This is a genomic window from Desulfonispora thiosulfatigenes DSM 11270 (assembly GCF_900176035.1).
Lineage (GTDB): Bacteria > Bacillota > Peptococcia > Peptococcales > Desulfonisporaceae > Desulfonispora > Desulfonispora thiosulfatigenes.
The window spans coordinates 52945-66711 of record NZ_FWWT01000005.1 but is presented as its reverse complement, the minus strand read 5'-3'; the positions used below and the strand labels follow the sequence as shown (position 1 = coordinate 66711).

At 30.3% G+C, this 13767-nt stretch carries 15 protein-coding genes; 13 read left to right on the top strand and 2 right to left on the bottom strand.

Annotated elements, in window-relative coordinates:
* Positions 1 to 155 precede the first annotated feature (155 nt).
* From B8965_RS00370 to B8965_RS00330, 9 genes are all read left to right on the top strand, one after another.
* Positions 156 to 1526 carry an MATE family efflux transporter gene (locus B8965_RS00370; RefSeq protein WP_084051883.1) on the top strand — a complete coding sequence of 457 codons (1371 nt, stop codon included), beginning with the start codon at positions 156 to 158 and terminating at the stop codon, positions 1524 to 1526.
* Entirely contained in the window at positions 1519 to 1950 is a 432-nt protein-coding gene (locus B8965_RS00365) for a MarR family winged helix-turn-helix transcriptional regulator (RefSeq protein ID WP_084051882.1), read from the top strand. The genes B8965_RS00370 and B8965_RS00365 overlap by 8 nt, the downstream gene beginning before the upstream one ends.
* Positions 1951 to 2035: 85 nt before the next feature.
* Positions 2036 to 2647 (top strand): epoxyqueuosine reductase QueH, encoded by a 612-nt coding sequence (locus B8965_RS00360; protein WP_084051881.1) that lies wholly within the window; start codon positions 2036 to 2038, stop codon positions 2645 to 2647.
* A gap of 14 nt (positions 2648 to 2661) precedes the next feature.
* The gene (locus tag B8965_RS00355) at positions 2662 to 3030 is read left to right on the top strand and encodes a DMT family transporter (RefSeq protein WP_200805835.1); all 369 of its coding nucleotides are present in this window, start codon (positions 2662 to 2664) and stop codon (positions 3028 to 3030) included.
* Between the two features lie 10 nt (positions 3031 to 3040).
* The gene (locus B8965_RS00350) at positions 3041 to 3346 is read left to right on the top strand and encodes a DMT family transporter (protein ID WP_242941899.1); all 306 of its coding nucleotides are present in this window, start codon (positions 3041 to 3043) and stop codon (positions 3344 to 3346) included.
* Positions 3347 to 3584: 238 nt separating this feature from the next.
* Entirely contained in the window at positions 3585 to 4037 is a 453-nt protein-coding gene (locus B8965_RS00345) for a helix-turn-helix transcriptional regulator (RefSeq protein ID WP_084051879.1), read from the top strand.
* A gap of 27 nt (positions 4038 to 4064) precedes the next feature.
* Positions 4065 to 4637 carry a class I SAM-dependent methyltransferase gene (locus tag B8965_RS00340; protein WP_084051878.1) on the top strand — a complete coding sequence of 191 codons (573 nt, stop codon included), beginning with the start codon at positions 4065 to 4067 and terminating at the stop codon, positions 4635 to 4637.
* Positions 4627 to 5490 (top strand): methyltransferase domain-containing protein, encoded by an 864-nt coding sequence (locus B8965_RS00335; RefSeq protein WP_084051877.1) that lies wholly within the window; start codon positions 4627 to 4629, stop codon positions 5488 to 5490. The genes B8965_RS00340 and B8965_RS00335 overlap by 11 nt, the downstream gene beginning before the upstream one ends.
* Before the next feature lie 82 nt (positions 5491 to 5572).
* Positions 5573 to 6847 carry a radical SAM/SPASM domain-containing protein gene (locus B8965_RS00330; protein ID WP_084051876.1) on the top strand — a complete coding sequence of 425 codons (1275 nt, stop codon included), beginning with the start codon at positions 5573 to 5575 and terminating at the stop codon, positions 6845 to 6847.
* 28 nt (positions 6848 to 6875) lie between these two features.
* Here the strand turns inward: B8965_RS00330 and B8965_RS00325 are convergent, their stop codons facing one another.
* Positions 6876 to 7928: an EAL domain-containing protein gene (locus B8965_RS00325; protein ID WP_084051875.1), complete on the bottom strand. Its 1053-nt coding sequence runs from the start codon at positions 7926 to 7928 to the stop codon at positions 6876 to 6878.
* 237 nt (positions 7929 to 8165) lie between these two features.
* Here B8965_RS00325 and B8965_RS00320 point away from each other — a divergent pair, with 237 nt between their 5' ends.
* From B8965_RS00320 to B8965_RS00310, 3 genes are all read left to right on the top strand, one after another.
* Entirely contained in the window at positions 8166 to 8975 is an 810-nt protein-coding gene (locus B8965_RS00320) for a mechanosensitive ion channel family protein (protein ID WP_242941892.1), read from the top strand.
* A gap of 127 nt (positions 8976 to 9102) precedes the next feature.
* Positions 9103 to 9978 (top strand): SDR family oxidoreductase, encoded by an 876-nt coding sequence (locus B8965_RS00315; protein WP_084051874.1) that lies wholly within the window; start codon positions 9103 to 9105, stop codon positions 9976 to 9978.
* 226 nt (positions 9979 to 10204) lie between these two features.
* A complete protein-coding gene (locus tag B8965_RS00310; protein WP_084051873.1) occupies positions 10205 to 11029 on the top strand; it encodes an undecaprenyl-diphosphate phosphatase in 825 nt (274 codons plus the stop codon).
* A 154-nt stretch (positions 11030 to 11183) separates the two neighbouring features.
* On the opposite strand, the gene B8965_RS00305 is transcribed toward B8965_RS00310, so the two are convergent.
* On the bottom strand, positions 11184 to 11750 hold the full coding sequence (locus tag B8965_RS00305) for a pyridoxamine 5'-phosphate oxidase family protein (RefSeq protein ID WP_242941890.1): 567 nt from the start codon (positions 11748 to 11750) through the stop codon (positions 11184 to 11186).
* A 218-nt stretch (positions 11751 to 11968) separates the two neighbouring features.
* On the opposite strand from B8965_RS00305, the gene B8965_RS00300 reads away from it, so the two are divergent.
* On the top strand, positions 11969 to 13657 hold the full coding sequence (locus B8965_RS00300; protein WP_084051872.1) for a methyl-accepting chemotaxis protein: 1689 nt from the start codon (positions 11969 to 11971) through the stop codon (positions 13655 to 13657).
* Positions 13658 to 13767 lie beyond the last annotated feature (110 nt).

The following is a 13767-nucleotide window of genomic DNA, read 5'->3' as shown; positions in this document are numbered from 1 at the left end:
TAATTGTTCACAATATTTTTTAGATTGAATATTAATATTTAAGTCAACTAAGTTTATAACTTAGTTGACTTTTTTTCTTCAAATTTTAGTTGCATATGCAACTGTGCTTTAGTATAATAGCTCAGTGTTATTAATGTTAAGAAAGGTTGGTGTCTATGAAGAAAAATTCACGAGAACTAGGGGAGGAAAAAATATCCAAATTATTATTTAAATTTTCTATTCCAGCAATTATAGGAACATTGGTAAATGCTTTATATAATATAGTTGATAGAATGTTTATTGGAAATGGTGTTGGCTCTTTAGGGATAGCAGGTCTTACAATAGGATTTCCAATTATGATGATTTCGATGGCTTTTTCTATGCTTATTGGTGTAGGTACAACTGCCTTAATTTCAATCAGATTAGGAGAAAATGATCAAGAAAGTGCTGAATCTATAATGGGAACAGGAGCTATGGGCCTAGTTTTAATGGCGTTATTACTTTCGGCTTTAAGTATAACTTTTCTTGAACCACTTTTAAAGTTATTTGGTGCTACTGCTGCTAACTTGCCTTATGCTAAAAGTTATATGCAAATTATCTTGCTAGGTAATATTTTTGCCTCGATTGGTTTTGGGATGAATAATTTTATTAGAGCAGAGGGAAATCCTAAAATCGCTATGTTTACAATGCTACTGGGAGCAGTTATAAATGTTATATTAGATTATATCTTTATTTTTATCTTTAACTGGGGAATACAAGGAGCTGCTTTTGCAACTGTTTTAGCGCAAGCTGTATCTGCTGCTTGGGTTTTAGTTTATTTCCTTGGAGGAAAAAGTTTATTAAAGCTTAAAAAGAAAAATTTAAAATTAGATACTAAACTATTACTACAGATTGTGGCAATTGGATCTGCACCATTTGCTATGCAATTAGCTTCAAGTTTATTAAATTTAATCATGAATAATAGCCTGAAAGTATACGGAGGGGATACTGCTATAGCCGGTATGGGTATAGTATTTAGTACTATGATGTTATTAATGATGCCAGTCATAGGTATAAGTCAAGGAGTACAACCAATAATTGGCTATAACTATGGGGCACAAAAGTACGATCGTGTTAAAGAAGCTTTAAAATCAGCAATGTATGCAGCCACAACAATTGCTGTCTTAGGTTTTGTCTTAACTAGATTATATTCGGTACAATTAGTAACACTATTTAATCCTGAAGATAAAGAATTAATTAAATTTGGTTCCAAAGCTATACATTATTTTTTCATCATGTTACCTGTTGTAGGTTTTCAAATAGTAGGAGCAAACTATTATCAAGCTGTTGGTAAGCCAAGGGCAGCCATGATTTTAACATTATCAAGGCAAATTTTATTTTTGATACCTTTACTTTTAATTTTACCTAGATTTTACGGTTTAGAAGGCATCTTATATGCAGGACCAACTGCTGATTTTTGTTCTTTTATTTTAACCTTTATCTTTATCGCTAGAGAATTTAAATTTCTATCAAGACCGTCTTTAACGGAGGTCTTAGGAGATGGATAATGAAAATTCTATTGGTAGATGGGTTTCTATTCTTTATCGTTTAGGTCAAAGTTATCTTGATCGAAAATTAAAAGAAATAGATTTAAGTTGTGGTCAATTTCCTTTTTTGATGCTTCTTTTTAAAAAGGATGGGGTAAGTCAGGACAGTTTAGCAAAATCTCTATGTATCGACAAAGGAACAACGGCAAGGGCAGTGAAAAAATTAGAAGCTTCAGGTTATGTTAAAAGGGTAGAATGCTTTGAAGATAAGAGAATTAATAAAGTTATTTTAACCCAAAAGGCTAACGAAATAGAACCACAAATAGAATTAATTATCAGCCAGTGGACAGAATTATTAACTAAAGACTTTGAGTTAGAAGAAAAAGAAATTGCTTTAAAATTGTTAAAAAGAATGGCTGGAAATGTCTTGGATTGTAACTGTTAATTAAAACTGTAACCTCACCTTTTTAAGTATACTAAAAAAGGTGAGGTTACATAATTATTGAAATTAGAGAAAAGTAGTGATAAAAATGAAAAAAAATTATCATAAAATAATGTTAACTGAAATAAATGAAATGTCTAAGCAAAACAAAAGACCTAAATTATTATTACATAGCTGTTGTGCACCATGTAGCTCGTATGTTTTAGAATTTTTATCTGAGCATTTTGAAATAGAAGTATTTTTCTTTAACCCTAATATTTATCCAGAAGAAGAATATTTAAAAAGACTAGAAGAGCAAATAAGACTTATAGGAGAAATGGGTCTTAATTATAAGGTAGTAGATACTGATCACCAAAGTAATTTATTTTATGAAGCTGTAAAAGGTTATGAACATTTAGGAGAAGGAACCGAGCGGTGCTTTCAGTGTTTTAATTTACGCTTAGATAAAACTGCCCAGTATGCTAAAGAAAAGGGTTTTGATTATTTTACAACTACTCTAACAATTAGCCCCTTAAAAAATACACACAAAATTAATGAAATTGGAGTAGAGTTAGGTGAAAAATATAATGTCAAATTTCTCCATTCTGACTTTAAAAAGAATAATGGTTATAAAAGTTCAGTAGATATGTCTAAAAAATATAATTTATACCGTCAAGACTACTGCGGTTGTGTTTTTTCACAGCAAGAAAAAACACATTAGGAAAGGATAAAATCATGTGGATTTATGTTTTTTTAGCAGGTATTGTAGAAGTTTTTTGGGTGATTGGGCTAAGACATTCATCGACCTCTTGGCAGTGGCTAGGGACAATAGTTATGATAATTTTAAGCTTTTATTTTGTAATAAAAGCATGCGATACTCTTCCTTCTGGAACGGTTTATGCTGTCTTTACGGGTATGGGTGCTACAGGCATTGTTTTAATAGACTTTTTAGTTTTTAAGGCAGACTTTTCACTGGCTAAGGCTCTTTTTATTGGGCTAATTATTACAGGAGTTATAGGAATTAAATTATCTACTGAGGAAGAAAAAATTAAAGAAAGAGCAGAAAATAAAAAGGATTTACAAGTAAATGAAGGAGGAAAATAGTTTGGCTTGGATGTACTTGATTATAGCAAGCTTAGGTGAAATCTTAGGTGTTGCGAGTATTAATTATTATTTACAAAAAAAGAGTATAGCACGGCTTTTTTTAATTGCACTAATCTTTGCCTCGGGCTTTATTTTCTTATCATTATCAATGCGTCAAATAGCCATGGGAACTGCTTATGCTATTTGGACTGGGCTTGGAGCGGCAGGAGCAGTTTTAATGGGGATAATATTTTTTAAAGAACCAGCTAATTTAAAAAGAATTATTTTCCTAGGGTTTATTATTACAGGGGCTATAGGTTTAAAGTTTGTGGGATAAAGGTACAAAAAGATAGAAATAGTATTAGCAGACGGATTAAAAATGAATTTATACCTAGCAGTAATTATTATGTAAAACTTCATAGTGAATATTTTTGACACTTTTGTTATGATGTGCTCCATTTAAAGTATCCAGATTAAACAATAATAATCTGGATACTTTAAATGGAGCATTTTTATATTTACAAAAGGTATACTAAAGTGTAAAATTACACTAAATGATACATAGAGGTGATATTTTGGATCGTAATGCATTTATAAAAATTATAGATACTAATCTTAAACTTATAAGAAATGAAAGTAATTTTACGCAAGATAAAATGGCTGAAACTATAGGAATTTCAAAAAAGACTTTGGTACAAATAGAAAAAGAACGAGCAAGTTTAGGTTGGATGGGGGCTGTAGCGGTAGCTTCTATATTTAAAAATAGCAAAATAATGCAAATGAATTTTGGTGGGGATGTAGAAGATATTATTTTGTCTCTTGCCTTTAAAAAATATGAACTAGATTATGAAAATACCCTAGGGGGTAAGGTATGGTGGCGTGATGTAGAAAAATGCAATAATTATAAAATACAGCAGAATATAATAAGCAACCATTATAGGATTTTAAACGAGCAAAATAAGAGGATTAGTTCTTCTTTTGATCTTGACTATATGAAGAAAAGACTAGCTGAATTGGCTAATATTTAAGTAATAGTTAAAGGGGAAGATATTACTTTGAAGGATTTTGATAAGGTTTCTGCTCATTATGATTCTTTTATGAGAACATTTAAACTATATAAGGTTAGGGAAATAAAGGAAGTTTTAAATTTACAGGGTACAGAGATAATTTTAGATATCGGTGGTGGTACGGGTCATTTAGCTCAGCATTTAAAAGAAGACTGTAAAAAAGTATATATATTAGATGAAAGTGAAAAAATGCTTTCTAAAATTAAACCTAATAAAAAGATTGTACCAATTGTAGGAGATGCTTTAACCACGAATTTTAAAGATAAAAGTATAGATGTTGTTATTTTAGCCGATGTATTACATCACATTTCCCAGCAAGAAAAATTAATCGTTGAAATAGAGCGAGTATTAAAAGATAAGGGTAAAATTTTAATTCTTGATTTTGATAGAAAATATTTACGGACTAAACTATTGAGGTTATTTGAGTATTTTTTATTTGGTAAACTTTATTTTAAAACGAGCAGGGAAGTCAAGGAGTTACTAAAGGATAGGTTTACTGTCCACTTGTGTAGGCAAGAAAAATATTATTTTATCATTAAGGGTGAAAAAAATGCTAAATAAGGTAAAGCTTTATTTAAAAGGAGCTTCTAAATTATATAATAAAGAAATTATTACCAGTGGTGATTATGCTAAAGAATATGATAAGGTAGCAAGCACCTATAATTTATGGCTGGCTGAGATGGGTAAATTTACAGATAAGATTATAAAACCGGAGTATTATAATGAAGAAAAAAGGTTAAAAATATTAGATTTTGCCTGCGGCACAGGTTATATTACGAAAAAGCTTTTAGAAAAAGAGATAGATTGCGAAATAACAGCAGTTGATATATCGGCAAAAATGTTAGAACAATTTAAAGAAGTAGTAGGTAGTGAGGTTCGGATTATAAATCAAGATGGGATGAAATTCCTAGAAAATACTGAGGAAAAATTTGACCTTGTTTTTTGTGGCTGGGCTTTACCTTATTTTAATCAAAAGGAACTTATAAAGCAATTTAAACGAGTTTTGTACAAAAAGGGGTTAGCATGTGTGATTGTAAATAGTCAGGGAACGTTGCAAGGAATTGAAGAAATATTTTTAAAGGTAATGGAAAAAAATCAACAAGAAGTTAACAAGTTTATGGACATAAGATTTCATCTCCCAAAAGGCACAGAAGGCTTAGAAAAATGGTTTAAAAACCAGAATTTTGCAACTGTGAAAATAAGTGAGGAAGAAAATAATTTTGCTTTTGATACCCCTGAAGAACTTTTTGAATGGTTAACTAAAACAGGTGCAATAGCGGGAACTGCACAAATATTTCAGGATTTTGAAAAGGTAAAAGATGATATTATCGCAGAGATAAAGAAGAAAAAGTATGAGAATGGAAAATACGTTATTAATCATAAATTTGCATCTGGAATTTTCCAAAGATCCTAGGAAATATGTTGTAGGGCATGAAGATGGTGACACTAATAGTATCGTTATATCATCCACCAGATATTAAGGGGAGTTGCTAAATATGAACTGGTCTAAAATAGGTATGTTAATGAATATGAGTTTAAACCCAAAGGTTACCAAAGATTTAGTTAAAGTTTATAATATTTTAAAAGAAGATAAAAACTTTACTTTAAATAAATACATTAAAATGATGCTGAATATTTTAAAAGGTGAAAAAATAGTTAAATTTGAAAATAAGTATGTTTTAAGTTCCTTTTTACCACCTTTTCCGTCAGAGGCTTTTATAACTAATGTAACGGCAAGTCTATCTCCGCATAATATATTTACCCAACAAATATATGCTAAAAGAAGTGCACCTATATCAATCTATTTATGTTTAACGCACAAATGCCCTAATAATTGTCTATATTGTAGTGCAAAGAATAGAAAGATAGCAGAAGAATTAACTACTACAGAATGGATAAAAGTAATTAATGATTTGCAAGATATGGGAACGTCTATCATTGGACTTACTGGGGGAGAACCCATGGTTAGAGAAGATATTTATGAAATTATTAACGCTATAGATGAAAGAAGTACCGCTATTTTATTTACTAGTGGTGTTAATTTAACTTTAGAAAAGGCAAAAAGGTTAAAGCAAAGTGGCCTATTTAGTATTGGAATTAGCTTAGATTCCTTTGATAGAAACAAGCATAATGCAAATAGAAATAGCGATAAGGCTTTTGATTATGCTCTAGCTGCCCTTGATAATTCAAGAAAGGCTGGATTATATACGATGGTGCAAACTGTTGTAATGAAAGAAGATGTAGATCAAGATAAATTATTTCAGTTTTTTAAGTTTGCTGGAGATAAGGGGGCTCACGAAGTGAAAATATTAGAGCCAATCTTAAGTGGAAGTTTATTAACTACAGAAGATATAGAAGATATACTTTATGATCCTAAAACACGCCAAAAATTAATCGAGATACAGCATAAAGCTAATGAAATATCAGGATTTCCAAAGATTACAAGCTTTGCTTATACAGAAAGTGAAGAAAAATATGGTTGTGGGGCAGGTACACAGCACTCTTATGTTAGTGGTGATGGACATTTATATCCGTGCGATTTTGTACCGATGAATTTTGGTAGCGTTAGAGATAGGGGGATTAATCATCTATGGAAAGAGATGAATGAACAAATAGGCATACCTAAAATTGGTTGTTTTGCGCAGAAAGCAAATCGAAAAGTTTATAACCTGGCTGAAGGTAAGCTCCCATTAGAAAAAGAGAAATCCCTATCTATTTGTCAGGATCATAAATCTGAGAAGTATCCAAAATATTATAGGGATTTGCAATAACATTATGTATTTTTGAGTTGTTTAAAAGTTATAAATGCAGTAAAGGTTCTTCGGTAGGCTTACCAAAATAATATCCTTGCACAAGATCCACACCTTTAGCTAGAACATATTGGAACTCTTCTTTGGTTTCTACCCCTTCAGCAAGCACTTTAGAGTCAATACTTTTGGATATGGAAATTAGGGCATCTAAGATAGCCTGTTTTAATCTATTTTTATGGATATCTCTAATTATCTCCATATCAACTTTTATATAATTTGGACTTAATATTGCTAAATTTGTAAGAGAGGAGTACCCGCTTCCTACATCATCTAAGGCGATATTAAAGTCCTTATTTCTATAAAAATTCAAAATATTATTAAGGTGATTAATATCAGTGATTTGGTCTGTTTCTACCACCTCGAAAACAATATCACTCGGATTTAAATTATATTTATTAATTAGCTCTGTAGTGGTTTTTAAACAAACACTAGGATCATAAATAGCACTAGGTAAAAAGTTAATAAAGAGATTTTTCTTTATATTTTTTTTTGCGGAATTATTTATGGCAGCTTCTCTGGCTTGTCGGTCAAGGTTAAAAATTAAATCGCATTTTTTAGCTAGATTAAACATCTCAAAGGGAGGCATAATTGTGCCATTTTCCTTTATTCCCCTGGTTAAAGCTTCGTAACCAAAGATTTCATTATTTTTTATATTAATTATAGGTTGGAAAAGGGTAATAAGTTTTTTGTTACATAAAATGTAAATTAAATCTTTAGATTTTATTGTATTAACCCATTTTTGGAGAGTTTTTGTTTTAGAAAATGCACTGAAATTAAGTACATCAGCATATGAAATTGGGAGAACATTGATATCATCTTTTTCTTTTTCGAATAATTTTTTATCAGCTCCCAAATTTATAATAAAACTTTCAAAGTCTTCTACTTCAACTTCTAGGTAATCCTCTTTAATACTAATTACATTTGCATATGTTCCTATTATATCTTTAACCTTAATAAATAATTCATCAATAGGGATACTTATGTAAGCTTTACATTTTCCATAATTAGTTTTTGGAACACTGTTACATCTTTTGCACGTCATCTAATTTCCTCCTAGATATAATTATACTAATTGTATGATAGCACTATTAAAATAATTCTGACATGGCTTTTTATTTTCTAATTGAGAAATTAAAACTTGATGATGAATCTTGGATACTGATTTTAAATTATTGTAAACTTTTAAATTAGTATTAATAATGTTACAATCAGAGAAAGAATTAAGATATAACAAGGCACAAACAACCTTGTACTCTATATATCATAAGGAGAGGATAAGATGGAGGGAACACGTACACTAGCTCAAATGACTTTTTTATTTCTACCTTTTGTTAGAAATTTAGCGCTAGCCATCGTAGTCATAATTGTTGGACTTGTGGTTATTAAATGGGTCACAGGAAAATTTAAAACATATATCGAAAAATCACCACTTGATAATACTTTAAAACCTTTTTCGATATCCCTAGTCAATGCTACCTTAAAAGTCTTATTAGCAGTTTCAATAATTAAAATTATAGGGATAGATACTACTTCATTTGTGGCAATTCTAGCGGCTGCAGGTTTTGCTGTTGGGTTAGCTTTTCAAGGATCTTTGGCTAATTTCGCAGGAGGGGTACTTCTACTAACCATTAGACCATTTAAAGTTGGAGATTATATTGAGACAAGTGGCTACGGTGGAACTGTAGAGGCAATTCAGATTCTTTATACAGAACTCATAACTGTTGATAACAAGGTAATTTACATACCTAATGGAAACCTTGCAAATACAAGCATTGTAAATTATTCGGTAAAAGACACGCGTCGTGTAGATTTTAAATTTACTGCAGGATATAATGATGATCAAGATAAGGTTATTAGTTTATTGGAAGAAATTATGGATAATCATGCTCAAATATTTAAAGAGCCGAAACCTTTTGTGAGAATGTCAGAACATGCAGATAGTGCCTTAGTATTTACGGTAAGAGTATGGACAAAGGCAGAGGATTATTGGACAGTTTATTTTGATATAATTGAAACTGTAAAAAGAAAATTTGATGAAGAAGGTATTTCTATACCGTATCCTCAAATGGATGTACATTTTAATCAATAACGATTATTAACCGTCATAGCTATGGCGGTTTTTTAAAATTAAAACAAATATACATTTAAATTTGTTTTAGGGGAAATTTATATTTAGTTACTATAAATAGCAGTTAAAAGCAGGAGGAAGATTTAAAATTAAAAAGAAAATATTAGTAACAGGTGCTACTGGAAATGTTGGGAAATATGTAATCAAAGAGTTATTAAAAATGGGAGAAAAAATAGTTGCTGCAGGCACGGATTTAAATAAGTTAAAGGGAATATTTGATAGTAATACAGGAGTAGATATTGCTTTGTTTGACTTTACTAAAAATGATACATTTAAAAATGCTCTTAAAGATGTGGACAGAGTATTTTTGATGAGACCACCTCATCTTGGTAAACCGGAGGAGTTATATCCCTTTATTGATGCTATGAAAGATAACAACATTAAATTGGTTTCGTTTCTATCTTTAATGGGTATTGAGAAAAATACAATTCCACCCCATTATAAGATTGAAAAATACATCGAAAATTCAAAAATTCCCTATGCCCATATTAGACCAGGTTTTTTTATGCAAAACATATCAGGCGTTCATGCTGTTGAAATACGAGAAATGGATCAAATTTTTGTACCTGCTGGAAAAAGTAAAACTAGCTTTATAGATGCAGCTGATATAGGATTAGCAATTGCAACCGTTCTTAATCAAGTAGATAAATATAAAAATACTGCTCATACAATTACAGGTGGAAAAGCCTTAGATTATTATCAAGTAGCAGAAATATTAAGTAAGGTTCTGGAAAGAAAAATTACTTATGCTAATCCAGGTTATTTAAAGTATAGAAATTATTATATAAAAAAACGTGGATTAAATAAAAGCTATGTTAACGTTACTATTGCACTTTATTTTATGACGAGAATGGGAACTGCGGCAGAAGTGACAGATGGGTTTTTTAATTTGACGGGTAAGAAACCAGGTTCTCTTGAAGAATTTGTTATAAATAATAGAGAATCATTTACTAAAAAACCATGATTAATTTACTAAAATGCTGTGATAGATTTATCAAGAACCACTTTCACATAAATATTTGAGAGTGGTTGTTGATTTAGGTTTAATTAGTTTAAATGATAATTACATAATTATGTGATAAAATAATATCTTAGTATAGAGGCTAAAATGCATTTTTAAGTAAGTCATTCATTTTGGATCTCGAACTTTTTTTGCTTTAAATTATACTTAAGTGTGGAGGTAAAGTAGGATGTTTCTCATTGAATTATTAAAGGCAGTATTTTTAGGAATTGTTGAAGGTATCACTGAATGGCTACCTATAAGTAGTACTGGTCATATGATTTTAGTTGAGGAGTTTATGCAGTTAAATGCGACAGCAGCGTTTAAAGAAATGTTTTTTGTAGTTATTCAGCTAGGGGCAATTATGGCTGTTGTTTTACTTTTTTTTCATAAGTTAAATCCTTTTTCACTAAGAAAGTCTAAACTTGAAAAGAAAGAAACTATGAGTATTTGGTATAAGGTAATTGTAGGGGTTATTCCTGCTGCAGTTTTAGGATTATTATTCGATGATTGGTTAAATGAACAATTTTACAATTATCAAACTGTTGCAATAATGCTTATAGTTTATGGAATTTTATTTATTGTTATCGAGAATAGAAATAGAGGTAGATATGGTCGTGTTACTAGTTTTGAGGCTTTAACCTATAAAACAGCCTTTTTAATTGGAATGTTTCAGGTATTATCTTTAATTCCAGGTACATCTCGATCAGGCGCAACTATTTTAGGGGCAATTATTTTAGGTACATCACGATTTATTGCTGCAGAATATTCATTTTTCTTGTCTATTCCAGTAATGTTTGGAGCAAGTGCCTTAAAACTTCTAAAGTTTGGCTTAACATTTACTCAAATGGAAATGTATATTTTGCTTACAGGGATGATTGTAGCTTTTGTAGTTTCGATAATTGCTATTAAATTCCTCTTAGGATACATTAAAAATAATGACTTTAAAGCCTTCGGGTGGTATCGGATTATTTTAGGTATTTTAGTTTTTGGGTATTTCATTATATTTGGCTAATTAATAATTTATAGAATATTATTTTACGCTTTATTTTTAATAAGTAGAATTTATTTAATCTTTTACATAAAACAGGCATTAGTTAGGTAAAATACCTTAGCTTATGCCTATTTTAAAATAAATTACTATATTTAATTTAAAACCATGATTAATTTTACATTCTGCCCCATTTCATTTCTTCGCCATGCTCATCAAATCTTTTTCTTTTCCCCGAAATTTTTTCTATGTCTAAACGATAAACAAGTGTATGGTTTAAACTTGATTCGATAGCATAACTAAAATAGTCCATATAATTAGGAGTGTATTTTTGGCAAATCAGACGTAATGCTTTGATCTTTTCTTCTTTATTAACAAGCAAGGATGTTTTTCCAGATACAATAGTAGATTCAAATTCGGTGGTATAAACTTTACGGGCTAACAGAGAAAATTTATTTTCGGCGATTAAACTTTTAATTTCATCTTGTGTAAACAGCTGTGGAACTTCTACTTTCCCGACAAAGGACATGGAAACTAAGGGGTTTTTCTTTAAAATATCTACTTTTTTTCCTTCTAAAGCTGAGTGAAAATAGATTATATCCCCATCTCTTACAAAAGAAATTGGAATTCCATAAGGCAACCCTACATTATCTATCATTGATAATGTAGCAAAATTAGCCCCATCAATAACATTTTGAGCAAATTTTGTATTCATTTCTCGATCTTTACGACGCATTTCAGTCATTATATCCCTCCATTACTTTTTACATAAAGTGTAGCATATTTTTATAATTCTTAAGAGAAACTTCTTAACTGCTAATGTAGTATTTATTATAAGTATTTCCTAGAAAAATTAAGAGTAACCTTTTAAGAAGATTATTAACTTTTGAAAAAATTAAGTGTATAATTAAGAACATATGTAAAGTTATGATTAGCAAATCTTAAGTAATGGGGGGAGAAAAGATGAAAATATCAACAAAATTTGGCGCAATGATGCTAGGAATTATCTTAATAATGGGGTCACTTATGATTTATACACTAACTTCTTTAGATAGTATAAGTGAAAATACTGAAGAGCATCAAAATAAGAATACACCCGTAATGATTACCTCACTTAATTTACAAAAGGATATTATTCAAATTCAACAGTGGCTTACAGATATTTCTGCTACTCGGGCAAAACCGGGATTTGATGATGGTTTTGATGAGGCTTCAGATTATTATGAAGATGCTAAAGCTAAAATTACAAGATTAAAAGAATTAGGTGTAGATGAAAATACATTAGCTCAACTTGCTCTGGATTTAGATGAGTATTATCAGATGGGAACAAAAATGGCTAATGCGTATATTGCAGAAGGCACAGATGCAGGTAATATTTATATGGAAAAATTCGACCCTTTTGCTGAACAGATAAACGAAAGTATTGAATTATTATTAACACAAGTAGACGCTAAGTTTATTGAGGGAAATAATAAAATAGCTTTAAAAATCAATAATTTATACAGAAATTCTCTGATATTATTTATTTTAGTGATATTAATTAGTTTTATATCTTATTTTAATATACAAAAAATAATAATAAAGCGTTTACATATAATGACAGAGATACTTAAAGAAATTTCTGCCGGAGAGGGAGACCTAACCAAACGTGCTAATGTGGAATCAAAAGATGAGATTGGAATGATGTCACTTTATTTAAATTCTTTTATTGATACTGTTAATAACATTGTCATAACAGTAAAAGAGTTATCTCAAAAAATCCAGTTATCCTCTGAACAACTTAAAGCTCAAGCTGAGCAATCAGCGACTACTTCCGAAGAAGTAGCTTTAACAATTAATGAAATAGCTAAAGGTGCACAGGCTCAGTCTCAAAATACAAATGAGGGGTCTGAGAAATTAGTCGTCCTTGGTAATATTATTGAAGAAAATAAAAATAACGTAGATTTATTAAAAAGTTCCTCTGGACAGGTACATATGTTAGTAGCGCAAGGTTTAGAAGTAGTGGAGGCACTTGCTACAAAAACAAAAGAAAGTAGTAGTGCAACAACTAATGTATATGAAAGTATTATTAAAACTAATGAAAGCTCTGAAAAGATAAGTGAAGCTAGTAATCTGATTGCATCAATAGCAGAGCAAACAAATTTGCTTGCTTTAAATGCAGCTATAGAAGCAGCAAGAGCAGGAGAACATGGCAAAGGCTTTGCAGTAGTAGCTGATGAAATTAGAAAACTTGCTGAACAATCTGCTAATTCGACTAAGATAATTGATGATAGAGTGAAAATTTTGCGTCAAGATGCAACTAAAGCCGTTCAAATTATGCAAGAAGTAGAACAAATTTTAAAAGAACAAATCGAAAACGTAGATCAGACAGAAAATAAATATAAAGAAATTGCTGAAGCAATTAAAAAATCAAGAGAAGCTGTATTAATCATAAATCAATCAGGTAATAAAATGGAATCACAAAAAAATGAAGTATTAGACACGATACAGACACTTTCAGCTGTAGCAGAAGAAAATGCAGCAGGAACTCAAGAGGCATCAGCATCTATGGAGGAACAATCTATCTCAATCGAGGCTATATCACAAGCAAGTAAAGATTTAACAAGGTTATTTCAAGACCTGCAAACATTAATAGGAAGTTTTAAAGTTTAAAATTTAGTTAGGTAAATGTCATGCACCTTATTTTAGAAGGGGTATGACATTTTTTTAGCACTTCTTGACATTGATAAATCTGTTTTTGTTAGATAAAATATCTAAGTGAC

Bases quoted from the DNA above. Each gene is read 5' to 3' on its own strand.
- B8965_RS00370 (WP_084051883.1), top strand. From the start codon at position 156: ATGAAGAAAAATTCACGAGAACTAGGGGAGGAAAAAATATCCAAATTA.
- B8965_RS00365 (WP_084051882.1), top strand. From the start codon at position 1,519: ATGGATAATGAAAATTCTATTGGTAGATGGGTTTCTATTCTTTATCGT.
- B8965_RS00360 (WP_084051881.1), top strand. From the start codon at position 2,036: ATGAAAAAAAATTATCATAAAATAATGTTAACTGAAATAAATGAAATG.
- B8965_RS00355 (WP_200805835.1), top strand. From the start codon at position 2,662: ATGTGGATTTATGTTTTTTTAGCAGGTATTGTAGAAGTTTTTTGGGTG.
- B8965_RS00350 (WP_242941899.1), top strand. From the start codon at position 3,041: ATGTACTTGATTATAGCAAGCTTAGGTGAAATCTTAGGTGTTGCGAGT.
- B8965_RS00335 (WP_084051877.1), top strand. From the start codon at position 4,627: ATGCTAAATAAGGTAAAGCTTTATTTAAAAGGAGCTTCTAAATTATAT.
- B8965_RS00330 (WP_084051876.1), top strand. From the start codon at position 5,573: ATGAACTGGTCTAAAATAGGTATGTTAATGAATATGAGTTTAAACCCA.
- B8965_RS00325 (WP_084051875.1), bottom strand. From the start codon at position 7,928: ATGACGTGCAAAAGATGTAACAGTGTTCCAAAAACTAATTATGGAAAA.
- B8965_RS00320 (WP_242941892.1), top strand. From the start codon at position 8,166: ATGGAGGGAACACGTACACTAGCTCAAATGACTTTTTTATTTCTACCT.
- B8965_RS00310 (WP_084051873.1), top strand. From the start codon at position 10,205: ATGTTTCTCATTGAATTATTAAAGGCAGTATTTTTAGGAATTGTTGAA.
- B8965_RS00305 (WP_242941890.1), bottom strand. From the start codon at position 11,750: ATGACTGAAATGCGTCGTAAAGATCGAGAAATGAATACAAAATTTGCT.
- B8965_RS00300 (WP_084051872.1), top strand. From the start codon at position 11,969: ATGAAAATATCAACAAAATTTGGCGCAATGATGCTAGGAATTATCTTA.